Origin of the sequence: Bacteroides sp., from assembly GCA_036351255.1 — a bacterium.
GTDB lineage: Bacteria > Bacteroidota > Bacteroidia > Bacteroidales > UBA7960 > UBA7960.
This window is the reverse complement of sequence record JAZBOS010000115.1, coordinates 112101-135591: the sequence shown is the minus strand read 5'-3', so window position 1 is coordinate 135591 and position 23491 is coordinate 112101. Positions and strand designations below refer to the sequence as shown.

Genomic DNA, 23491 nt, shown 5'->3' with positions numbered 1-23491 from the left:
TGGAGCATGGAGCATGGGGAAAAGCCGCGTAGCGGTGACCGTATGGTAGAAAAATTGATACCCGCTACCATGAAGCCGCGTAGCGGCGATCGTTTGGTAGAAGAAGATTCCACGGATTATTGCATGGAGCAGAGGGCATAGGGAAAAAGCCGCGTAGCGGCGGAAGTATGGTAGAATGTTGGCACACACCCACCTCCTAAAGCCGCGTAGCGGCGACAGAAAGAAGAATGATTTGTGTCTATTGTGTTTTTCATTTGGGTGGATTTGTGGACTTTCTTTTTTTCCACAAATGGCCACAAATTTTAAGACCCTCCAATGGCACAAATAAGGCGGTTGTCCGCTAGCCAGCGGATATTGGCTTTTGGCCAAGACTCCACGTTTCGCTCAACTTTCACTTCTCACCTTTCTCTTGCCCCAGGCCATTTTCGGTGGAATCCGTTAAAATCCGTGAAATCTTCTTCTTTGCCTGCGAAGCAGGCCAGCTGTGGATAGCCCCGGGTCGCGCAGCACCCGGGGTCAATGATTTCCTGCCTCCTCTATCGCCCCGCAGTTTTGCGGGGCCGACCAAAAAAATGAAGTTTCTACCAAACGGTCGCCGCTACGCGGCTTATGTTGTGGAGGGGCTTTCATTAGCTACCATACTATCGCCGCTACGCGGCTTTAACCCTATGCTCCATGCTCCATGCCCCATGCCATCATCCGGGAAATCTCCTTCTACCATACTGTCGCCGCCACGCGGCTTAGGTTGTGGTGTGTTTGGGCGTTTTCTACCAAACGGTCGCCGCTACGCGGCTTAGGAATGAGGAACCCGCTGGTTTTTTTTCTCTTACGTCTCTCAAGTCGCGTCCTCGCCTCCTCGCGACCTCTCGTCCTCGCCTCTTCCTGCATACTGCCTACTCTCTATAAAACTCCCGGTACCACTCCACAAACCTCCCGATGCCTTCCTGAATGGCTGTTCCCGGCTTATACCCCAGGTCCTTTTCCATGTCGCTGGTATCTGCCCAGGTGGCGGGGACGTCGCCGGGCTGGATGGGCATGAGGGTCATTCGGGCTTTTTTGCCCAGGGCGTCTTCGAGGGCGTGGATGAAGTCCATCAGGCGGGCGGGGTTGCTGTTGCCGATGTTGTAGAGGCGGTAGGGTGCGGCGGAGGTGCCGGGGTCGGGCGTCTCGCTGCTCCAGGCGGGGTTGGGCACGGCGGGGCTTTTCATCACGCGGGTGACGCCTTCGATGATGTCGTCGATGTAGGTGAAGTCGCGCAGCATCTCGCCGTGGTTGTACACCTCGATGGGCTCGCCGGCGAGGATGGCTTTGGTGAAGATGAACAGCGCCATGTCGGGCCTTCCCCAGGGGCCATAGACGGTGAAGAAGCGCAGGCCCGTGGTGGGGATGCCGAAGAGGTGGCTGTAGGTGTGGGCCATCAGCTCGTTGGCTTTTTTGGAGGCAGCATAGAGACTAACCGGATGGTCAACATTGTGGTGTACCGAGAAAGGCATGCGGGTGTTCTTGCCATAGACCGAGCTGGACGAGGCATACACCAGGTGCTTGACGGGATGGGCGCGGCAGGCCTCGAGGATGCTCAGCGTGCCGGTGATGTTGGCGTCCATATAGGCCTGCGGATTGGTGAGCGAATAACGCACGCCTGCCTGCGCCGCCAGATGAACCACATAGTCAAATTGCTCAGCAGCAAAAAGGTTTAAAATCCCCTCCCTGTCCTCGAGATCCATTTTGATGAAGCGGTAGTTGGGGTAAAGGGAGCTCTGGGTTAAATGCAAAGGAACGGAGCTCCCCCCAACTCTCAATGCTGAATCACTACCCTTGGTGGTCTTGCCAACAACCTCCCCCCTTCCCCCTCCAAAGGGGGAGTCCGGACTCTGCACCTTCAATGCATCAATTCCGGTTTCGGCTAAGCGGCCGTACTTCAGATTCACATCATAGTAGTCGTTGATGTTATCGAGGCCAATGACTTCAAAGCCTTCGCTAACAAGTCGCTTGGCCAGGTGAAAGCCGATGAAGCCAGCAGTACCGGTAATGAGGACCTTTTCTTGTGGCATTGTATTTTATTATTGATTACACGGATTGTTACGGATTACACGGATGGGGGTTACTCCCCCTTTGGAGGGGGTTGGGGGGAGGTTTTTTCAATTTCCACCACGCCAGATTTTTGAGATTTCAGTTTCCTAATGGTTATTTCCAAAGCTCTTAAAACATTTGACATATCTTTTTTAACCAGTTGATCTGCAAAACGAATTATGGTAAACCCCAAGTCTTCCAGCTTTTTTTGCCTTTGCAGGTCGTATTCGTATTTGAAATCGTGGCTTTGACCATCCACTTCAATGATCAACATAAACTCGTGACAGAAAAAATCAACAATAAATTCATCAATTGGAACCTGCCTTTTAAATTCAACGCCAAGTGCTTCTCCCTTGATTTTATTCCAAAGCAGAATTTCTGCAAGTGTACTATTTTTTCGCAAATATCTTGCAAATTCCTTGAGTTTTGGGTTATATGGAATTTGTTGGTGCTTCATCTGACCTCCCCCAACCCTCCGCTGGTTAGCGGATCCGCCAAAAGTCGGACAGGCGTTGCTATCCAAAGGGGGAGTCCGGGCACTGGCATTTTATGGGCAAATCAAAAATCAAAAATCGTTAATCATTATTCTGAAATCATAGGTCTTAGGTTTTTTTAAGGACTTCCCCCCAACCCTCCGTTGGTTAGCGGATCCGCCAAAAGTCGGACAGGCGTTGCTATCCAAAGAGGGAGTCCGGGGCTGCAAACCTTAAACTTTGAACCTTGAACCAAAAGACCTCCCCCCAACCCCCTCCAAAGGGGGAGTCCGGGGCTGCAATTACATTACCTTGAACCCGGAACCTTGAACTTTGAACCTTGAACTCCAAACTCCAAACCTTACTTCCCTATCTGGTAAACCTTAAATCCAATTTTCTCCATCGATTTTCCATCCAGGATGTTCCTCCCATCGAACAGGAATGCGGGTTTGAGCATCTGTTCATAGATCTTTTGCCAGTCGTAGCTGCGGAACGCATCCCATTCGGTGAGGATGAGGGCGGCGTGGGCCTGGTCGGTGGCGGCATAGGGGTCGCTGTGGATGATGACGCGCTTCTGGATGTCACCGGCGCTGAGGCGTCCGTTGCCGTTGCCTTCCTTGAGGGTCTGCAGATCGTTGAGGTCGTCGAGGATGCGTTGCTTGCTGACCTTGGGGTCGTAGACGTGGATCTCGGCCTGGTCCTGCAGCAGCTCGTCGGCCACATAGATGGCGGCCGACTCGCGCGAGTCGTTGGTGTCCTTCTTGAAGGCCCAGCCCAGGATGGTGATCTTCTTGCCGCTGACGGTGTTGAACAGGGTGGTGATGACCTTCTGGGCGAAGCGGTGTTTCTGGTAGTCGTTCATGCGGATGACCTGTTCCCAGTAGTCGGCCACCTCGGGCAGGTTGAAGTGGCGGCAGAGGTACACCAGGTTGAGGATGTCCTTCTGGAAGCAACTGCCGCCGAAGCCCACGGAGGCCCTGAGGAACCTGGATCCTATGCGTGAGTCCATGCCGATGGCGGCGGCCACCTCGTCGACGTCGGCGCCGGTGCGCTCGCAGAGGGCGGAGATGGCGTTGATGCTCGACACGCGCTGTGCCAGGAAGGCGTTGGCGGTGAGCTTGCTGAGCTCGCTTGACCAGAGGCGGGTCTGGATGATGCGTTCGCGCGGCACCCAGTTGGCATATATGGCGGTGAGGGCCTCGATGGCAGCCAGGCCTTCAGGCGTCTGGTCGCCGCCGATGGGGACGCGGTCGGCATTGAGGAGGTCGTCGATGGCGGTGCCTTCGGCCAGGAACTCGGGGTTCGACAGCACCTGGAACTTAAAGCGCGAGCTGGTGCCGCTGATGATGGTCTTGATGCTCTCGGCGGTGCGCACGGGCAGGGTGCTCTTCTCGACGATGATCTTGTCGCTCTGGGCCACGCGGGCGATCTGGCGGGTGCACAGCTCCACGTACTTCAGGTCGGCGGCCATGCCCTTGCCTACGCCGTAAGTCTTGGTGGGCGTGTTCACCGAGATGAAGATCATCTCCGCCTCTTCGATGGCCTGGTCCACTTCCGTGGAAAAGAACAGATTCTTGCCGCGCACCTGCTTCACGATTTCAAGCAGGCCAGGCTCATACACTGGCAGCTCGTCGGTGTTCCAGGCAGCGATCTTGTCGGGGTTGCTGTCGACCACGGTGACTTTGATGTGCGGGCACTTCAGGGCAAACACAGCCATGGTGGGGCCACCCACGTAGCCAGCACCGATGCAGCAGATAGATTTAATAGAAGTCATAGTTTTTTTGAGAGTATAATGTTTGTTAAAGGATTACACGGATTGTTACGGATTACGCGGATTGGGGTTACTCCCCCCTGCCTGCCGGCAAGCAGGCTTTGGAGGGGGTAGGTCCTTTCAATTACCACAACCCCATGTTTTTCAAGGTGCAATAACCCAAATCCTATCCTTTTCAATAATTGACTTATTTTCAAATTTGCAGTTTCTTACTCCCCCTTTGGAGGGGGTAGGGGGGAGGTCCTTTAAATTACCACCACCCCATGTTTTTGAGATTTCAGTTTCCCAATAATTATTTCCAGGCTCCTTAAAACGTTAAACATATCTTTCTTTACCTGCTGGTCACCAAATCGGAGAATTGTAAAGCCGAGGTTCTCCAGTTTATTCTGCCTTTGTTGGTCGTTCTCGTATTTGAAATCGTGGCTTTGACCATCTATTTCAATGATCAACATGAGTTCGTGGCAGAAGAAATCAACAATAAACTCATCAATTGGAACCTGTCTTTTGAATTCAACACCAAGTGTTTCTCCCTTGATTTTATTCCAAAGCAGAATTTCTGCAAGTGTACTGTTTTTTCGCAAATATCTTGCAAATTCTTTAAGTTTCGGGTTGTATGGGATTTCTTTGTGTTTCATTGGACCTCCCCCCAACCCTCCGCTGGTAAGCGGTGGGAGTCCGGGGCTGAAAACCTTAAACTTTGAACCTTGAACCAAAAGACCTCCCCCCTGCCCCCTCCAAAGGGGGAGTTCGGGGCTGCAATTTTTGAACCATTAACTCCAAACTCCAAACCAATTCCCATTTGTGTTCATTTGTGAAATCATTTGTGTGTATTTGTGGGAAAAAAGAAAGTCCACAAATGATCACAAATCAAAAGACACAAATTCTCACAAATATTATTATTCATTTTCTGAAAAGTTTTCGACTATGATTTCCGCGATGCGTTTCCCGGTTTTTCCGTCCCAGAGTTCGGGGATGCGGCCGGGCTTGGTGATGCCGCCCAGGATGTCCATCGCGGTTTTTTCCACCTTGTCGAGGTCGGTGCCTACCAGCTGATTGGTGCCCACGTCGATGGTGACGGGGCGCTCGGTGTTTTTGCGCACGGTGATGCACTGCACGCCCATATAGGTGGTCTCTTCCTGTATGCCGCCGCTGTCGGTGATGACCAGCTCGGCGTAGCGCATCAGGGCGAGGAACTCGATGTATCCCAGGGGCTCGGTGAGGATGAGGCCTTTGGGCAGGCGCTTGTCGAGGCCGGCAGCCATCAGGTTTTTGCGGGTGCGGGGATGGACGGGGAACACCAGGGGCCGTTCTTTGGCCAGGCGTTTCAGGGTGTCCATCAGGGCCTTGAGGCTCCCGGGCTCATCCACGTTGCTGGGGCGGTGGAAGGTAGCCAGGATGTAGTTTTCCTGCTCCAGGCCCATCTGTTCGATAATGGGGTGGTTCTCCAGGAGGTCGTAATGGGCCTCGAGGCTGTCGATCATGATGTTGCCCACGAAATGGATCTTGTGCTCGTCGACGCCTTCGTCGCGCAGGTTGCGGATGCCGCTGTGTTCGCTGACGAAGAGGAAGTCGGACACCACGTCGGTGACGATGCGGTTAATCTCCTCGGGCATGGTGTTGTCGAAGCTGCGCAGGCCGGCCTCGACGTGTGCCACGGGGATGCCCATCTTAGAGGCCACCAGTGCGGCTGCCAGGGTGGAGTTGACGTCGCCGGGCACGATGACCAGGTCGGGCTTCTCGGCCAGCAGCACCTTCTCGAGCTCGAGCATGATGCGGGCGGTCTGCTCGGCGTGGCTGCCCCCGCCGACACCCAGGTAAAAGTCGGGACGCGGCAGCCCCAGCTCCTCAAAGAAGACCTTCGACATCTTGTCATCGAAATGCTGACCCGTATGACAGATCAGGTGCTTCACCTCCTTGCGGTATTTCTTAAAGGCCTTGTCGAGCGGGGCGATCTTGATGAAATTCGGCCGGGCGCCTACGATGGAGAGGAGTTTTTTCATAAGAAGAGGTTCAAGGTTTAAGGTTCAAGGTTTCAGGTTCAAGGTTTCAGGTTCAAGGTTCCTGGGTTCCTGAAGTGGTTTTTTTGAATTTGGTTCCTTTGTAATCGCTTTTTCGCAAGTATATCATAAAGGCTGCTATCTTTTTACTTAAGCGGGTTGTTGTTTCAATTAACTGATTCAGTTCGCCTTCAGAAATCAGAGTATAATCAAACGCTCTGTAAGCCTGTGATCTGGTCTCGCCACAGGAGCCCTTGGAAATACTTAAGAATTGAAGGAACTCTTTGTTCCCTTCTCTTTCAAAGCCTTCCGCAATGCAATCCATCACTGAACCGGAAGCATTGCGAATCTGGTTTTTTAAACCAAATTCTTTTGAAAATTTTTCGCAGGAAGTCAGTTTAAAGACGAGTTGAGAAAGGGCTCGTGCTTCCTTCCAGACTTCAAGGTCTTCAAAGTGCGAAACTTTCATTCTTCAGGCCTTCTCCTTTTAAAAAGCAAGGTTAATGGCCAAAATTACAATATTTCCTCTAAACAACCTTGAACTTTAAACCTTGAACCTTGAATCCGCTGGTTAAGCGGACAAGCCCTTGAACTTTGAACCTTAAACCTTGAATCCACTGGCTAGCGTACAAGTCTTGAACTTTGAACCTTAAACCTTAAACATCTTTTGTGGATTCCACAAGCCCCGAAGGCAAGCTTACCCGGATGTTCTTATCCAGCACGTCCAGCCGGATGATCAGGAATTTATTACCCCCTGTGGAAAGGACTTCTCCGCGGATGCCTTTCAGCGGGCCCTGCTTGATTTCGACGGGGGTGCCGGGGGTGAGGGGTGTGTCGGCGGGCTGGAGGTCGTAGCCTTCGGCCGAGAGGCGCTGGAGGGCTTCGACCTGGTGGTCGGGCACGGGGACGGGCTTCCCCTCAAAGGTGATGAAGCGCACCACGCCGGGGGTCTGTAAAATATTGTAATAATGCCGCTGGTCGGAGGGATCGGACCTGACAAAAAGATAGGAATTGAACAGGGGCACCTCCACCCGTTTCATCCTGTCGCTCCACCGCCGGAATGCCCGCATCAACGGCAGGTACACCTCCACCCCCTCCTCCCTGAGGAGTTTTTCAACCCGTTTTTCATAGCGGGAGCGGGTGTAAATGGCGTACCATTTGTAGGGCATTATTGAAGGTTTTAGGTTCCGGGTTTCAGGTTTCAGGTTTCTGGTTTCTGGTTCCCAGTTCCAGGTTCCAGGTTCCAGGTTTCGGGTTCCAGATTATGGTAAAAAAATGATTAAGAAATAACCAACTATTCCCTGGCTGATAACCCTAATTCTTAACCTTGAACCTTAAACCTTAAACCTTAAACCCTAATCACTCACCTCTCACTTCTCACTTCTCACCTCTCACTTCTCACCACTCACTTCTCGCTCTTCCCGTTCTTGATCCTGCCTTTCCATCTGCCCAGCAGGCCCTGGTCGACCTGGGCTTCTTCTTCGGCATAGCCGTAGCCATAGCCGTAACCGTAGCCATAGCCATAGCGGGCGCCAAGTTTGGTGGATTCCATGTCGTTGATCTCGATGCAGAGGTTTTTGATGCCGGTCTTTTCAGAGAATTCGCGGATGAAGTCGAGGGCGGAGCGGTCGGTGAAGCGCTGGCGGATGACGTAGAGGGTGGTGTCGGCCATTTTCATCAGGGCCATGGCATCGGGCACCAGTCCTACGGGCGGGGTGTCGACGATGACGTAGTCGAAGCGTGTTTTCAGCTCTGCCAGCAGGGTCTCCATGGTTTTGGTCTCCAGCAGCTCCGTGGGGTTGGGGGGTACGGGGCCTGCGGTGATCACGAAGAGGTTCTCGTCCTGGGTGGTAGGCTGCAGGATCTTTTCGAGGGGTTCACGACCGATGAGGTAGTTGGAGAGGCCGGGTTCGCGTTTGAGCTCAAACTCACGGAAGAGCTTGGGTTTGCGCATATCGGCGCCCACCAGGACAGTCTTTTTCCCCGAAAGGGCAAATACCGAGGCCAGGTTGAGGGCCGTGAAGCTCTTGCCTTCCACCGAGCGAGTGGAGGTCACCACGATCACCTTGCTGTGGTCGCCAGGGACGATGAACTGCAGGTTGGCGCGCATGGTGCGGAAGGCCTCCACCAGGTGTGAGCGCGGGTTGTCAAAGACCACCAGGTCGATCTCCTCCGATTTGGAGGCGCTTTCATCGTGGGGCACGATGCCCAGCACGGGGAAGGGCAGGGCGTCGGTGATTTCCTTCTTGTCCTGTATCTTGGTGTTGAAGAAGTCGCGCAGGATGAGGAAGCCCAGGGGCAGCACAAAGCCCAGCATCAGGGCAATGGCGTAGTTGCGGCTGGTTTTGGGGGCTACCGTTCCGGAATATCGTGCCGGATCCACCACCTGGTTGTCGGCAATGTTGGAGGCCATGGCGATGCCTGCTTCTGCCCGCTTCTCGAGCAGGTAATTGTAGGTGGCGTCGTTCAGGTTGAAACGGCGCTGGATGCCAATGAGTTCGCGTTCCGTTTCGGGCAGCTGGCTGATGCGTTTTTCGACCTGGCTGATGCGGTTGTTGATGTCGGCCAGGAGGATATCGGAGGCGCTTTTGATGCTGCGGATGTTTTCTTCAAGGGTGCGGCGGGCCTGGTCGATCTTGAGGTCCACAGCCTGGATCAAAGGGCTGCGCTCGGTGGTGCTGAGCATCAGGGCAGCCCGTTCGGAATAGAGCTTGCTGAGTTCGGTGATGAGTTCATTCAGCAGGCGGTCCTCAATGCCAAGGGCGGAGGGGCCGAATACCTGCCTGAAGTCCTGGTCGTTTTCGAGATACTCCTGCAGGTAATCGTAATACTGCCGTTTGACCTGTTCGATGGCTTTCTGGCTGTCGAGGGCCTGCAATTCGCCCATGAGCTGGTTGGCCATGAAGCTGGCATCCATCAGCTGGCTCTCCTGGCGGAAACGCTGCAGGCTGTTCTCGGCCAGGTATAAGGAGTCGGTGGTGATGGCAATCTGCTCATCGATGAACTCAATGGTGTTCTGGGCGATCTGGTTTTTCTCGGTGAGGCCCAGCTCCACAAAATAGTTGGTCAGGGTATTGATGAAATCGATGGCACGCTGCAGGTGTGTGGCCTGGAAGGAGACATTCAGGATCCAGGCATCTTTGTTGTAGGGCTCAACGCTGAGGCGGCCGGAGTATTCGCCGACTAAACGCTGGGGATTGCGAATCACAAACATAAAAGTGGAGCCCTGGTGGTTTTCGGCACTGAATTTATCGGTCCGTTCAACCAGGAACTGGAAATCCATTGCAGGCGCGTTATCACTGGTCTGACGGCCGCTGATCATTTCTCCAAACTGGTAAACGTTTTTAGGGAGAACAATGTCATCATCGTCGGCTTCGATCTCAAAGCTTGTGTTGTCGATAATCTCAATGAGAAACTGTTTTTCGTAGGGCAGGCTGGTTTCCTTGTCGGTTATCACCCGGAAGGGGGTATCCTGGTACAACTCATTTTTACGGTAGGTTCCCAGGATGCTGTGTGTCGAAAAGTAATACACCCCAATGTCCATCCGTTTCAGGACACTGTCAATCAGTTTGTTTGACTGAAGGATGATGATCTGGTCGTGGAAGCCGGTGCGGGTGCCGAAGAGGTCCATTTCGCTCAGCAGGGCGCCCTGTCCCAGGCCTTTGCTGCGGTCGCTGATCAAAACGGTGGAGTTGACCCGGTAAACCGGCTCGGCCAGGCGGTTGTAAAAATAGGCCAGCCCAAGAGCCATCAGCAGGCTGAGGGCAAACAGGTACCAATAGGGCAGGTACCTGAAAATAATGTTCTTAAGATCTAAGCTTTCCTCCTGATAGGGATCCTGATTCATTGCGCGGGGAGGTCTTTAATTAATTATTAAAAAAACTGATTAACAGCAGGGTGGTGGAGATGGTAGAGAAGATCAGGGCAAAGGGGAACTGCGAGAAGCCCAGACGTTTCGCCACTTGGGGTTCCACATACACCAGGTCGCCGGGCTGCAGGTAATACAACTCAGAGCTTACCATGGCCCGCGAGGTCAGATCAATGGTATGAAAACTCAGTCCATCTTCGCCTTTCCTGACCAGGTTCACCTTGCGGTTGCCGTAATCAGTGAGGTCACCTGCCATGCCAAGGGCATCGAGGATGGTGAATTTATTGTCATACACATAATAGGTGCCGGGGCTTTTTACTTCACCCAGCACGGTGACGGAGAAGTTGACCATCTTCACATTGACGGTAGACCCTACCAGGTAGAGGTCCACTTTTTCCTGTATGGCCAGGCGGGCCTCCTCCAGGGTCTTGCCTGTCAAAGGAATGGAACCCACTACAGGCAGGTGAACCTGGCCTTCAGGATCAACGCTGTAGCCATAAATATAGAAGTTGGCATTTGAACCAGTGCCCCCGGTGGTCAGGCGAGCGTCGTCGGCATTGAACAGTTCGCGCGACTCCTTGTCGAGGGTCATCACCCGGATGTGCAGAATGTCGCCGGGCCTGATCCGATAGTCTGCGGGGTTCACTTCCACCTGGTCGCCGACATTGGTCTTGTCCTGCAGATACACCATTTCACGGTGTGGGGCACAGGCTGCTAAGAAAAGGAATAATAGAATAAATATCCGGTTTTTCATTCTTTATATATGGTTTTTTCGATATGTCAGACCGCTTTTCCTCCATGGGAGGTAAGGCTGGCGTGGATACAGGGTGCAAAGATAAATTTTTTGCTTCAGTAAAATTGAAAAAAAACTGTAAATATCAAGGGTTTAGCTTCATAAAATTTATGTTAATGTATTGAAAATGACAGGATATTCCGTAAATTTGAAAAAAGAAAGAATAAAAGGGTGGCTGTAACATTTTGGGTATGGCCATCGTCATAGATTCAAACAGAAGAAAATCCCGGGAAAGATTGTATGACTACGGCCGAGTATAACGAATGTGTTGACAGGCACGCTGATGGTGTGTACCGTTTCGTCCTGAAGAATGTGCGCGATGAAGATAAGGCACGCGATATTGTGCAGGACAGCTTTGAAAAGATGTGGTTGAAGGTGGACGAGATCGATGGCAGCAAATCGCGTTCTTACCTGTTCACCACGGCTTATCACACCATGATCGATGCCATCCGGCGCGAGCGCTTCAGCGTGGAGATGGATGCCAGGGTGTATCCGGATCACGGCTACCGGGATGGCTACTCGGACCTGAAGGAAATTCTGGATGAAGCGGTGGCCCGTTTGCCCGACATACAGCGTTCCGTTGTGCTGCTGCGCGATTATGAAGGATATTCCTACCAGGAGATCGGCGAGGTCACTGGCCTGAACGAGTCGCAAGTGAAAGTGTACATTTACCGGGCACGTGCCGCCCTGAAGAATTATATAGGCAGTTTGGATGCCGTCATTTAAAAAAGCCATGCGTATTAACAGAACCAATTACGAGATCTTCTTCCTCGACTACTACGAGGGCAACCTGTCATCAGCGCAGGTGGAGGAGCTGATGGCTTTTCTTGACCAGGAACCTGATCTGAAAGCCGAGTTTCACGACTTTGAACTGGTGCGCCTGCATGACGCAGATGAAGTGCTTTTCGAAGGCAAGGCTTCCCTGAAAAGAGGGGAGATTACACCAGAAAACTGTGAGCGCTATTTTGCCGCTTATGTAGAGGGAGACCTGAACCCGGAAGAATGTGTTGCAGTGGAAAACTTTGCCTACAGCAGTCCCGCCCGGCAAAGAGAATTTGAATTGATGCAGAAGGCCCGCCTGCAAACGGATTATTCCATTGTTTTTCCGGGGAAGAAAGCGCTGAAGCGGGGCCGTATCATTCCCCTCTATACCCAGATGATGCGATACGGGGCCGTTGCAGCGGTGGTGCTGTTTTTTGCCACCCTGTTCTTTGTCCAGGTGCCCCGGTTTAATGAACCTCAGCTGGTAGACCTGCCTCCCACGCCCATAGAGACCCCTTTAGGTTCTGCCCCTGAAATGACCCCTGAGCCTGAACTGGCAGAAGCCACAGAGATGACACCTGCCCCTGCTAAAGCGGTGGAAATCGCACGCCCGACAACCAGGCCCAGGGAAACTGTTCGTTCGGCAAACATAAGCCTCGCCCAGAGTAGTGTTGCTGATGTTCCCCCTCCCATGGAGACCAACCGCCTGATGGCCCGCGGCGCTACGCCTGTTGAAGCCTCCCTGGCCGAAGGGACAAGCATGGAGCAGCGAACGGAATTTGCCTACTGGCACCTCCGTGAAAGAGAGGAGGTCCCGCCCCCGGTACGACCTTCATCAGCCAGCGATGTGATTCAGCTTGCCTACAATGGCATTCAGCGCAATATGCCTGATAATGTCCGGCAGATGGAAGAACGCCTGAGCACCGACCGCCGGGGTGCCCTTCGTGAAATCGCCTCGGTATCACTCAACGGCATCAATAACCTCCTTGGCAATCCGCTGAATATTGAAAGACAAAAGGATGAAAATGGCAAAACCAGGCAGTTAGCCATTGGGGATGCCTTTGAAGTCACCAGGGAGTAAGGAGAGGTGAGAGATGAGAGATGAGAAGTGAGAATTGAGAGATTTGAGATGAGAAAAAGAAATAGTTTATGGGACTGATTAATAGTTTCAGGGATTTGATCGTTTATCAGAAGGCTTTTAAGCTGGCCACGCAAATTTTTGAAATTTCTAAACATTTCCCGTCAGAGGAAAGATACTCCCTTACTGATCAGACCAGAAGATCATCCCGTTCGGTGGCAACCAATATTGCCGAAGCCTGGGCAAAAAGAAATTATGAAAAGCATTTTGTAAGTAAAATGAGTGATTCGCTGTCCGAGGAATTTGAGACCGAATCCTGGTTGGACTTTTCTCTGGAGTGCAAATATATAGACCCGACCACCCACGAATTTTTGCTTAAAGAATATGATGAGGTTCGCCGAATTTTGATATCCATGATGAATAACCCAGAAAAGTTCACCAAACCATAACTCTTCTCTCACCTCTCACCTCACCTCTCACCTCTCATTTCTCACTTCTCATTTCTCACTTCTTGTTTTTCCTTCTTCCACCTCCGGTGCGACCACAGCCAGTATTGGGGTGCCTGGCGGATTTCCTCTTCAAGCAGGGTGGCATAACGTTGGGTGATTTCCTGGGGGGCCAGTGATTTGGGGTCTTCGGTGATGACCTGTACGTTGATCAGGTAATGGCCTCGCTTTTGTTTGCGGATGGAACAAAACAGCACGGGATGGCCAAGTTTCCTTGCCAGTTTTTCAGGACCCGTAAAGAAAGGTGTTTCCCTTCCCAGGAAGTCCACCCAGAAAGCGGTATCGGGTCGTGGCCATTGATCGGCCAGCAGGGCAAAGACGGCGGGTTCTTTGGAGGCAGCCATCGACACCATTTTGCGCGCCAGCTTTTTAGAGGGGATCAGCTGTTTGTAAAAGCGCATGCGGGTTCGGTAGATCAGCCGGTCGAAGACCCTGTTGCGCAGATGCCTGTATCCTGCAATCAGTTGCCCGGGATGTTCCAGGTTAATGCCGGCACCCATCCATTCCCAGTTGCCGTAATGCCCCAGGGTCATGATGGCGCTGCGTCCTTCCTGGTAATAGCGGGCCATCAGCATCCTGCCCTCCTCATCCAGATGGACACGCTTTCGCATGGTGGAAACCGGCACGGTCATCAGCCCTACCGATTCCATGATCAGTTCCGAGAGGTGATGAAAAAACTTCCGTGCGACATCTTTTCTTTTCCTGTCATCCCATTCTGGAAACGCCTTCTGCAGGTTGCATAATACCACATTCTTTCGGTATCCCACAATATGCCACAGCAGGAAATACAGGATGTGGGAGAAAAAATACAACACCCCGAAAGGCATCAGGGCTAGTAACAGCACCAGCACTGCCAGGGGAAAACTCAGGACGTTGTTCAGAAAACGCTTAACTTTTTTCATTTCCCAGGCTTGTTTTTCCGGTCAGTTCCAGGTAAAGGGCTAACATTTTTTCGGCCATGACCTTCCGGTGAAACCGTTGCAGTTTTTCTTTCCCGCCTGCAATGATTCTGATGCGCAGTGTTTCGTCGTTCAGGATCCTGAGGACATGATTGGCCAGCTCCTGAGCATCGCCCACCGGTGAGAGCATTCCGCTGTGTTCGTGTTTCACCATTTCAGGAACGCTGCCTGCGGCAGTGGCAGCTACGGGTATTCCGGCTGCAAAAGCATTCAGCACTGTGGTGGCAGGCCCTTCTGTTACTGATGACGACATCAGGACATCGAGCTGCGACAATACTTCCGGGAGATCCTTGCGGGAACCCGTAATCCGGAAATGGTCTTTCAGCTCCATTTTTTCAGCGGCTTTTTCAATCTCATCGTGCAGGGGCCCGTCGCCAATGGCGAGAAAAAACATCTTTGGGTTTTGTTCCAGCAGGATTTTGGCGGTCTTCAGGAAGGTGTGGTAGTCCTTGTGAGACACCAGGGCTGCCACATTGCCCACCAATGCGTAATCGTCAGGAATAAAATATTCGCGCCTCAGCCTTCCGTGGGGAACTTCCACGTCAAATTCTTCAGGATCTATGCCACTGGGAATCACCCGCAGCAAAGCCTTTTTTCGGATGATCGGATCCAGGCTGTTGCGGACGGCTTCCGAGACACAGACAATGGCCTTGTTGGCCGGGTGGTTGAAAAGGCGGCGTGTAAACCAACTGGCTTTTTCCGTTGCAACGGCAAAGCGGCTCACCACCACAGGCAAACGAACGCCCATCCATCGTGCCAGGATCGCTGCCGCATGAGCCCGGGAGTCGTGCACGTGGATCAGGTCGAAGGGACGTTTCCGGTATTGATGACAGATCTCTCTCGCCAGGAGATAATTCCAGAACCCCCTGCTTTTAAAGGAAATGGATTCTATGCGGTGTCTTTTGCTGTATCGCCTGAGGGCAGACTTGCTCCGGCATAATAGCAGGGATGGCCATTCCTGCGCTTTCAGTTCATCCAGAAGATACGACACCTGCTGCTCGCTGCCTCGCCAGCTGCGCGAGCTGGAAACATGCAGTATCCTGGGGAGGTTGTTCTCCTTCATCGTTTTTCAAAATCAGGAGACAAATTAAACGAAAAGAATGCAAAAACAACCAATTTTTTTAGGGAAAATCAAGCCAGACATGAGCAAAGGATATCGTACCCATAATAATAGATGACTGTAACCCGAAAAAAATCAATAGAGAAAGTTGTCATAGGGATAGCGCTGCTTATGGATCTCGTAAACGTGGTCGTAAAGCATCCTGCGGAAGGCTTCCAGGTTTTGTTTTTGTTTGGCAGAAATGAACAGGCAGGGGGCGTTGGCTTTTCCCATCCAGGTCTGCTGCATTTCGGCCAGGCTCATGTTTTCCCGCGTGGGGGGCAGCAGGTCGTCTTCCTCTTTTTCCACGAAGGTGTACTTGTCGATCTTATTGAAAACCATGATGGTGGTCTTTTCCTCGCCTTCGGTGATTTCGTTGAGGGTTTCCTTCACCACATTGATCTGCTCCTCAAAACCGGGATGGGCCAGATCGACCACGTGCACCAGGATATCCGATTCGCGCACCTCGTCAAGGGTGGATTTGAATGACTCAATGAGGTGATGGGGTAGCTTGCGGATAAACCCAACGGTGTCGCTCAGCAAGAAGGGCAGGTTTCCGATCACCACCTTGCGAACCGTAGTGTCGAGGGTTGCAAAGAGCTTGTCTTCGGCAAAGACCTCCGATTTGCTCAGCAGGTTCATGATGGTGGATTTCCCCACGTTGGTATATCCCACCAGGGCCACCCGCACCAAGCTTCCCCTGTTAGAGCGCTGGGTGGCTTTTTGTTTGTCGATTTGCCGAAGTTTCTCTTTCAGCAGGGCAATCTTGTCGCGGACAATCCGGCGGTCGGTTTCAATCTCCTTCTCCCCGGGGCCCTTCAGGCCGATACCCCCTTTCTGGCGTTCCAGGTGGGTCCACATCCCTGCCAGGCGTGGCAGGAGATACTGATACTGGGCCAGTTCCACCTGCGTGCGGGCGTGGGCAGTGCGTGCCCGCTGGGCAAAAATATCCAGAATCAGGTTGCTGCGGTCAATGACCCGGCATTTGAACGTACGTTCCAGGTTGCGGTGCTGCGATGGACTCAGCTCATCGTCAAACACCACCAGGTCGATCTCCTGCTCCTGCACATAATTTGTAATTTCCTCAAATTTACCCTTGCCAATGAATGTGGCAGGGTCAGGCCGGTCGAGTTTCTGGGTAAAACGACGAAGGGTTTCCCCGCCGGCAGTATCCACCAGGAACTCCAGCTCGTCCAGGTATTCTGAAACCAGCTCTTCTGTTTGCCGCCCCAGGATTGCTCCAACCAGGACTACCTTTTCCTTTACTTTTTTTGTCTCAATGTATTGGGGCATGTGCTGGTCAGGTACTATTTGTTTCCGTTCACGAAGAAATGAAGGCCTAAAACCCCGGTCAGGGCATAGGCAGCAAAGCTGAGATTCATGCCACGGTATTGCCAGTAAATATGCCAAACGGCTAATAAGAACAGCAAAAGGCCTGACACCATGGTCAGGGTGTGCTTGTTCGTAAAACCACCGAAAAACAACAATATGGCAAACAGGGCAAAGGCCGCAGTCAGGATGGAGTTGAGGCTGGTAAAGTTGAAATATTCCAGGTTGGGCCATGCCAGCAAACCCACCATGAGGAGCACACCCAGGCGCAGCAGCCAAGTGGTCAGGGGACTGAGACTTTTTATGGGACGCATGATCAGAAGGGTTTAAAGCCTATTATGTTGCGGACATCATTCACGGTCTTGCTGGCGCTCTCGCGGGCTTTCTCTGCACCCATCTTAGCTACCTTGCTCAGATATGGCTCATCGGCCGAAAGCGCAAGGATTCGTTCGCGCAGGGGTGTGGTAAATGCAATCACGTCCTCCGCCAGCTGCTTCTTCAGATCACCATAGCGGATGCTCCCGTCACGGTATCTGTCCAGAAAGTATGCATAGGTGTCGGTACTGCTCAGCACTTTCATCAGGTTGAAAAGGTTTTCCACGCCCTGCGACATGGGTGCCCCGGGCTCAGTGGGGCCGCTATCGGTGACGGCACGCATCACCTTTTTGCGAATAACAGCCGGATCATCGGCCAGGAAAATGGCATTGCCTTCTCCCTCCGACTTCCCCATCTTGGTGCTGCCATCCAGGCCGGGGATTTTTACCAGCTCGCTGCCAAAGTTGTAGGCGTAAGGCTCAGGAAAATAATCCACCTTGTACAGGCGGTTAAACCGGTTTGCAAAAGTACGGGCCATCTCCAGGTGCTGCTCCTGGTCTTTCCCCACAGGGACCTTGGTGGCCCGGTGGATAATAATATCAGCAGCCATCAGAACAGGATAAGTCAGCAGGCCTGCATTGATGTTTTCAGGGTGTTTCCTGATCTTTTCCTTAAACGAGGTGCAGCGTTCCAGCTCGCCCATGTATGCATTCATGTTCAGCAACAGGTAGAGTTCAGCCACCTCCGGAACATCGCTCTGGATGTAAAGGGTTGCGACTTCCGGGTCAATGCCGGCAGCCAGGTACTCCACCAGCACCTGCTTCACATTGCGGTGAAGGTCCTCGGGGGTGGGGTGGGTGGTCAGCGAATGATAGTCGGCAATGAAAAAATAGCAGTGGTGCTCATGCTGCATCTTCAGAAAATTCCGGATGGCACCAAAATAATTGCCCAGGTGCAAATGACCTGTTGAACGTATTCCACTTAATACTGTTTCCATGCTGCAAAATTACAAAAAATATGTGCTGTCAATTCGATGGGAAAAGCCTGTCATTCTTCCGGGAAAAGGATATCTTTCACGTTGAGTTGCAGGTGGGTTTTGCCGTTCCATTCATTCTCTTCAATCTGGTACACCAGGTCGAAGGGCTTTCCGGCGAGCATGTTTTCAAGCTGATGCCCCTGCTGAAAGGCAATGGCAGGCAATTCGGCCATTCCCATTTCGGGTTGTGTGAGGTTAAACTTCAGGTGCTTGTTGCCCACCACCCTTGGCGAATTCTTAGCTACACAGCCCCGGGTAAGAAACACCGGATTGGTGTTGCCCGGCCCAAAAGGTGCAAACTGCTTCAGGACGCGAAAGAATTTTCCCTCGATGCTGGGAAGGCCGATTTGTGCATCAATCTCGATCTCCGGAACCAGCATGGCTTCGGTAATGGTGTCTTCAACCACCTGGTGAAAAGCCTCTGTAAACGCCTCCAGGTTTTCGGGTTTCAGGCTAAGACCCGCCGCATACTTATGCCCGCCAAAGTGTTCCAGGAAATGGCTGCAGGCGTCGATGGCATCATAAATATCAAAGTCCTTGACCGATCTTGCCGAACCCGTAATCATGCCATTTGACTCGGTCAGGATAATGGTGGGACGGTAATAGTTTTCTATCAGGCGTGAAGCCACGATACCAATGACGCCCTTGCTCCATTCGGGATCGTACAGGATGGTTGCCCTGGAATTTTTCATCCTGGGATTTTTTCTGATCATTCGCATGGCCTGCTCGGTGATGTTGGTATCCAGGCTTCGGCGTTCCGCATTGTTCTCATTGATGGTCTGGCTGAGTTGATGGGTGTCGCCCATATGGTCACACAGCAACAGATCCACCGCAGTTTTCCCGTTTTCGATACGCCCGGCGGCATTGATCCTGGGTCCGATCATAAACATCAGGTCGTTGATGTTGATCTCACGCGTAAAGGCAGTTTTCTCGTCAGGCTGGCTTTTCTTGAAAATATTGTTGTAAAACAGGATGGATTCAAGCCCGGCCCGGGGCTCCATGTTCAGGCGCTTCAAGCCGAAATGGGCCAGCACCCGGTTCTCGCCGGTGATGGGCACGATGTCGGCGGCAATGCTTACCACTACCAGGTCCAGGAATTTCTCCAGCTCTTCAAAGGGTTTACGGTGCTTCTGGTAAAAAGCTTGTGCCAGTTTAAAGCCCAGCCCGCAACCTGAAAGTTCCTTGTAAGGATAATTGCAGTCGCTCTGCTTGGGGTCTATCAGCGCGACAGCGGGAGGAAGCACCTCTCCGGGACGGTGATGATCCACCACGATGAATTCAATGCCTCTTTCCAGGGCATACTCCACCTGCTCAACCGCCTTGATGCCGCAGTCAAGGGCAATCATCAGACTTACCCCGCGCCGCTTTGCATGGTCTATGCCTTCATGCGAGATCCCGTAACCTTCCTTGTAACGGTCGGGGATATAAAATTCCAGTTTATCGTAGAAGTCTTTCAGAAAGGAATAGACCAAAGTGACGGCAGTGGTGCCATCCACGTCGTAATCGCCATAAACCAGGATACGCTCACCGCGCTCCATGGCCAGTTCTATGCGCCGAATGGCTACATCCATATCCTTGATCAGGAAAGGATCATGCAGGTTGTCGAGCGAGGGCCGGAAGAAATCACGCGCCTCCGGAAAACTGGTGATGTCTCTCTGAACCAGCAACTGCGCAAGAACGGGATCTATGTTGAGCGAGGAAGACAGTTTTTCTACCAAGTCTGGCTTGGTATTTTCCCTGACTACCCATCTTTTTTGTAACATCCAAAAACGTTTTTGTAAAGATAACGAAAAACAGGGAGAAGGCTTATACTCCTTTAAACGGGAGAAAGCCTTTTCCCAACAAGAAATTGAGATACAAAGCTTTAATACAGTGAAAAAATCAGGGGGTGATCACCTTGATCAGGTTATCACGCACTTCCACCACCCCGCTTTCAATGTCGATGTAAAACTTATTGCGTTCTTCATCAATGACTTTCAGGCGGCCTTTTCCCAGTATGGCCATTAGGGGGGCGTGATTATAAAGGATTTCAAAGGAGCCCATGGCGCCGGGCAGCTGCACCAGCACCACCGAACCCTTGTAGAGCGACTTCTCAGGGGTGATTACTTCCAGCGTCATCGATTGGTTCATGGCTTACTTTTTGTGCTGATTTTTTTTGGTTCTTTCAAGGACTTCCTCAATGTTGCCGGCCATCATAAAGTCAGACTCATGGCAATGGTCCGTTTCCCCTTTCAGGATCATTTTAAAGCCGCGGATGGTGTCTTCCAGTGAAACCAGCACCCCTGGACGGCCCGTAAACTGTTCAGCCACGTGGAAAGGCTGGCTCAGGAAACGTTGTACCTTGCGGGCACGGTTCACCACCAGGCGATCTTCTTCCGAAAGTTCATCCATCCCCAGGATGGCAATAATGTCCTGTAACTCCTTAAAGCGCTGCAGGATCATTTTGATCTGTTTGGCCGTCTGGTAATGTTCTTCGCCCACGATCTCGGGCGTCAGGATGCGCGAGGTGGAGTCGAGCGGGTCAACGGCCGGGTAAATCCCAAGCTCAAAGATCTTGCGGCTGAGCACCGTGGTGGCATCCAGGTGTGAAAAAGTGGTGGCAGGTGCCGGGTCCGTCAGGTCATCCGCCGGAACATACACTGCCTGCACCGAAGTGATGGAGCCGCGCTGGGTAGAAGTGATGCGTTCCTGCATGATTCCCATTTCGGTGGCAAGGGTCGGCTGGTAGCCTACCGCTGAAGGCATACGTCCCAGCAGTGCCGATACTTCTGAACCGGCCTGGGTGAACCGGAAAATGTTATCAATGAAGAACAGGATGTCAGAGCCTGAGGTCTGATCCGCGCCATCCCTGAAATACTCAGCCACGGCAAGTCCCGATAGGGCTACCCTGGCGCGCGCGCCAGGCGGTTCGTTCATCTGGCCGAAAACAAGCGTGGCTTGCGAACGCGCCAGCTCTTCCCTGTCGACTTTGCTCAGGTCCCAGTGACCCTGTTCCATCGATTCTTTAAAAGCTTCACCATAACGGATTACCCCCGATTCGATCATTTCCCGCAAAAGGTCATTTCCCTCACGGGTGCGTTCGCCTACGCCGGCAAAAACACTGGTGCCCTGGTAGCCTTTGGCAATGTTATTGATCAGTTCCATGATGATAACGGTCTTGCCCACGCCAGCGCCGCCAAAAAGCCCGATCTTGCCGCCTTTTGGATAGGGGGTCAGCAGGTCAATGACCTTGATCCCGGTGTAAAGGATCTCGGTTTCGGTCTTCAGATCCTCAAAGCGAGGCGCATCACGGTGAATGGGATAACGCGTTTTGGATTTTACAGGTCCCATCCCATCAATGGGTTCACCGATGACATTGAAAAGGCGTCCCCTGATGTCCTGGCTTGCCGGCATGGTGATAGGCCCCCCGCTGCAGTGCACTTCCATGTCGCGCGAAAGTCCATCGGTCGAATCCATCGCGATGGTGCGAACCGTGTCTTCCCCCAGATGCTGCTGTACCTCCAGCACCAGCCGCATATCGTTTGAAGTCTTCACTTCCAGGGCTTCATGGATATTGGGGAGTTCCTGGGTGTTGTCAAAGGTGACATCCACCACAGGCCCGATGACCTGCGAAATTTTACCTGTTTTTGGTTCCATCTTTTTCGGGGAAATATTTTTCTGACTCAAAATAAAGTTGATTCAAGGCCTGCTTATATAAGCGAAAATACGCATTTTTGAAAAAAATGGGCCTGTGGCCGACAATTTTTCTTTATATCTTTACCGTTGCCTCAGCAGGAGGCAAGCCACAAATGTATGGAAAATATTGCTGATAAAAACAAGAATAACACGGTAAGAATGCTTGTTGAACAGGGCGCTGTTCTCGAGGCCGGACAACTGCTGGGGCATGCTTTCTTTCTGGAAGGCTTCGTGGTGGAAGGCAACCGGATTGGCCGCACCCTTGGCTACCCCACGGCAAACCTTGGCAGGCTTGATGAAAGCCAGACAACGCCCGCCCAGGGGGTGTATGTGGCCTTGGTCAAAGCAGTGGACCGCTGGCACGAAAGCATGGTCAACATTGGCATTCGCCCCACCCTTGACCTGGATCACGTGACCATCGAAGCACATCTGTTCGACTTTGACGAAGACCTGTATGGTCAGAAGATCAGCATTCATTTCCTCGAACGCATCCGCGATGAAATGCGCTTCCCTTCCCTGGGCGATCTCAAGGATCAGTTGCGCAAAGACCGGACGACAAGTCTGCAGATCCTCGGCGAACTGGCTTTCCAGCCCCAACCCGATGAGGAAAGAGTAATAATCAAAAAAATTCCTTCTGAAACAAAATAAAGTCTATGGTCAGGTCCACTTTCAGGAGCTTCTTCTGGCTGCTGCTTTTTGTCGCAGTGATGGTGTTTTTATCGTGGTATTTTCTGCGTGTGGTCATTTACCTGCTGGTATCGGTCGTCCTGGCCCTGCTTGGAAAGCCTGTGATGGACTTCCTTTCCAGTCTGCGCCTGGGGCGGTTTAGGCTACCACAGGGGGTCAGCGCCTTCATCACGCTGCTGCTAATGATCGGCCTGCTGGCCGGTTTGTTCTCTTTCATGCTGCCCCTGCTTACCCGGCAGGCCGCCCTGCTATCCGACATCAGCGTCCAGAGCATCACCACCAGCTTACAAGAACCCTTGCTTTACCTCGAACGGCACTTTCACGATTGGGGAATCCTGGCGCCTTCCGAAACCATATCCGAAAGAATCATTGGCGAGTTGTCCTCTATCGTTACTTTTGAGCGATTTTCAGCCGTGTTCAACTCTGTCCTTGGGCTCATCGTAGAGATCTTCATTGGTTTCCTTGCCATTGCCTTTATCACCTTTTTCTTCCTGAAGGAAGAACACCTGTTTACCAAAGGGGTGCTGCTTTTCACCCCCAAGCCCTATAAGAACGAAGCCGAAAGCATCCTGAGGGAAAGCAAGATCCTGGTGCGCCGTTACATCACCGGACTGGTAAGCGATCTTGCCCTTGTTTTTATCCTCATCAGCCTATGCATGTGGGTGCTCGGCCTGGAAAATGCCCTGGTGATTGGTTTTTTTGCCGGTATTCTTAACACCATTCCTTATGTGGGTCCCATAATCGCAACCTTTATCGGAGTGTTCCTGGGCCTCAGTATCAACCTCGACCTGGATTTCTATACCCAGATGCTGCCGCTCATCCTGAAGATCGTCGCCTCATTCATTATCGTAAATACCATCGATGTCTCTGTGCTGCAACCGATGATATATAGCAAGAGCGTGCGCAGCCACCCCCTTGAGATCTTTATTGTGTTTATCCTGGCCGGCATCATGGGCGGGGTGTTCGGCATGATCATCGCCATCCCTTCCTACAGCGTCCTGCGGATCTTTATCAAGGTCTTTCTCGAGAAATCGATGCTGGTGAGAAGGATAATGGAGGAGATGAAGCTTTGA

At 52.2% G+C, this 23491-nt stretch carries 22 protein-coding genes; 5 read left to right on the top strand and 17 right to left on the bottom strand.

The genetic code is table 11. The features are described from left to right. Positions 1-893: 893 nt before the first annotated feature. The 9 genes from V2I46_11810 to V2I46_11770 all read right to left on the bottom strand — a co-directional run bounded on the left by V2I46_11810 (position 894) and on the right by V2I46_11770 (position 10933). Entirely contained in the window at positions 894-2051 is a 1158-nt protein-coding gene (locus tag V2I46_11810; protein MEE4178183.1) for an NAD-dependent epimerase, read from the bottom strand. Positions 2052-2101: 50 nt separating this feature from the next. After that, positions 2102-2593, bottom strand: a complete 492-nt coding sequence (locus V2I46_11805) for a DUF559 domain-containing protein (protein MEE4178182.1) — start codon at positions 2591-2593, stop codon at positions 2102-2104. Between the two features lie 311 nt (positions 2594-2904). After that, a complete protein-coding gene (locus tag V2I46_11800) occupies positions 2905-4317 on the bottom strand; it encodes a UDP-glucose 6-dehydrogenase (GenBank protein ID MEE4178181.1) in 1413 nt (470 codons plus the stop codon). A 242-nt stretch (positions 4318-4559) separates the two neighbouring features. Further along, on the bottom strand, positions 4560-5027 hold the full coding sequence (locus tag V2I46_11795; protein ID MEE4178180.1) for a DUF559 domain-containing protein: 468 nt from the start codon (positions 5025-5027) through the stop codon (positions 4560-4562). Between the two features lie 183 nt (positions 5028-5210). Further along, the gene (gene wecB, locus V2I46_11790; protein ID MEE4178179.1) at positions 5211-6314 is read right to left on the bottom strand and encodes a UDP-N-acetylglucosamine 2-epimerase (non-hydrolyzing); all 1104 of its coding nucleotides are present in this window, start codon (positions 6312-6314) and stop codon (positions 5211-5213) included. Positions 6315-6366: 52 nt separating this feature from the next. Next, a complete protein-coding gene (locus tag V2I46_11785; protein ID MEE4178178.1) occupies positions 6367-6780 on the bottom strand; it encodes a four helix bundle protein in 414 nt (137 codons plus the stop codon). A 187-nt stretch (positions 6781-6967) separates the two neighbouring features. Further along, a complete protein-coding gene (locus V2I46_11780) occupies positions 6968-7480 on the bottom strand; it encodes a UpxY family transcription antiterminator (GenBank protein ID MEE4178177.1) in 513 nt (170 codons plus the stop codon). A 236-nt stretch (positions 7481-7716) separates the two neighbouring features. Beyond that, complete coding sequence (locus V2I46_11775) at positions 7717-10158, bottom strand: polysaccharide biosynthesis tyrosine autokinase (protein ID MEE4178176.1); 2442 nt, start codon at positions 10156-10158, stop codon at positions 7717-7719. Positions 10159-10177: 19 nt separating this feature from the next. Beyond that, complete coding sequence (locus tag V2I46_11770; protein ID MEE4178175.1) at positions 10178-10933, bottom strand: polysaccharide biosynthesis/export family protein; 756 nt, start codon at positions 10931-10933, stop codon at positions 10178-10180. 279 nt (positions 10934-11212) lie between these two features. On the opposite strand from V2I46_11770, the gene V2I46_11765 reads away from it, so the two are divergent. The 3 genes from V2I46_11765 to V2I46_11755 all read left to right on the top strand — a co-directional run bounded on the left by V2I46_11765 (position 11213) and on the right by V2I46_11755 (position 13261). Next, the gene (locus tag V2I46_11765; protein MEE4178174.1) at positions 11213-11698 is read left to right on the top strand and encodes an RNA polymerase sigma factor; all 486 of its coding nucleotides are present in this window, start codon (positions 11213-11215) and stop codon (positions 11696-11698) included. A gap of 7 nt (positions 11699-11705) precedes the next feature. Next, positions 11706-12815 (top strand): hypothetical protein, encoded by a 1110-nt coding sequence (locus tag V2I46_11760; GenBank protein MEE4178173.1) that lies wholly within the window; start codon positions 11706-11708, stop codon positions 12813-12815. 68 nt (positions 12816-12883) lie between these two features. After that, positions 12884-13261 carry a four helix bundle protein gene (locus V2I46_11755; protein ID MEE4178172.1) on the top strand — a complete coding sequence of 126 codons (378 nt, stop codon included), beginning with the start codon at positions 12884-12886 and terminating at the stop codon, positions 13259-13261. Between the two features lie 41 nt (positions 13262-13302). On the opposite strand, the gene V2I46_11750 is transcribed toward V2I46_11755, so the two are convergent. The 8 genes from V2I46_11750 to atpD all read right to left on the bottom strand — a co-directional run bounded on the left by V2I46_11750 (position 13303) and on the right by atpD (position 21692). After that, on the bottom strand, positions 13303-14220 hold the full coding sequence (locus tag V2I46_11750; protein ID MEE4178171.1) for a lysophospholipid acyltransferase family protein: 918 nt from the start codon (positions 14218-14220) through the stop codon (positions 13303-13305). After that, on the bottom strand, positions 14207-15340 hold the full coding sequence (locus tag V2I46_11745; GenBank protein ID MEE4178170.1) for a glycosyltransferase family 4 protein: 1134 nt from the start codon (positions 15338-15340) through the stop codon (positions 14207-14209). Before V2I46_11745 ends, V2I46_11750 begins: the two co-directional genes overlap by 14 nt. Before the next feature lie 132 nt (positions 15341-15472). Next, positions 15473-16669 (bottom strand): GTPase HflX, encoded by a 1197-nt coding sequence (gene hflX, locus V2I46_11740; GenBank protein MEE4178169.1) that lies wholly within the window; start codon positions 16667-16669, stop codon positions 15473-15475. Positions 16670-16683: 14 nt separating this feature from the next. Continuing rightward, positions 16684-17019: a hypothetical protein gene (locus V2I46_11735; protein MEE4178168.1), complete on the bottom strand. Its 336-nt coding sequence runs from the start codon at positions 17017-17019 to the stop codon at positions 16684-16686. 2 nt (positions 17020-17021) lie between these two features. Next, the gene (gene trpS, locus V2I46_11730; GenBank protein MEE4178167.1) at positions 17022-18017 is read right to left on the bottom strand and encodes a tryptophan--tRNA ligase; all 996 of its coding nucleotides are present in this window, start codon (positions 18015-18017) and stop codon (positions 17022-17024) included. Positions 18018-18067: 50 nt separating this feature from the next. After that, positions 18068-19819: a single-stranded-DNA-specific exonuclease RecJ gene (recJ, locus tag V2I46_11725; protein MEE4178166.1), complete on the bottom strand. Its 1752-nt coding sequence runs from the start codon at positions 19817-19819 to the stop codon at positions 18068-18070. 118 nt (positions 19820-19937) lie between these two features. Then, positions 19938-20186: a hypothetical protein gene (locus V2I46_11720; GenBank protein MEE4178165.1), complete on the bottom strand. Its 249-nt coding sequence runs from the start codon at positions 20184-20186 to the stop codon at positions 19938-19940. 3 nt (positions 20187-20189) lie between these two features. Next, a complete protein-coding gene (atpD, locus tag V2I46_11715) occupies positions 20190-21692 on the bottom strand; it encodes a F0F1 ATP synthase subunit beta (protein MEE4178164.1) in 1503 nt (500 codons plus the stop codon). 156 nt (positions 21693-21848) lie between these two features. Between atpD and V2I46_11710 the strand changes: the two genes are divergently transcribed. Both V2I46_11710 and V2I46_11705 read left to right on the top strand, forming a co-directional pair. Next, a complete protein-coding gene (locus V2I46_11710) occupies positions 21849-22379 on the top strand; it encodes a riboflavin kinase (GenBank protein ID MEE4178163.1) in 531 nt (176 codons plus the stop codon). A 5-nt stretch (positions 22380-22384) separates the two neighbouring features. Further along, positions 22385-23491 (top strand): AI-2E family transporter, encoded by a 1107-nt coding sequence (locus V2I46_11705; protein MEE4178162.1) that lies wholly within the window; start codon positions 22385-22387, stop codon positions 23489-23491.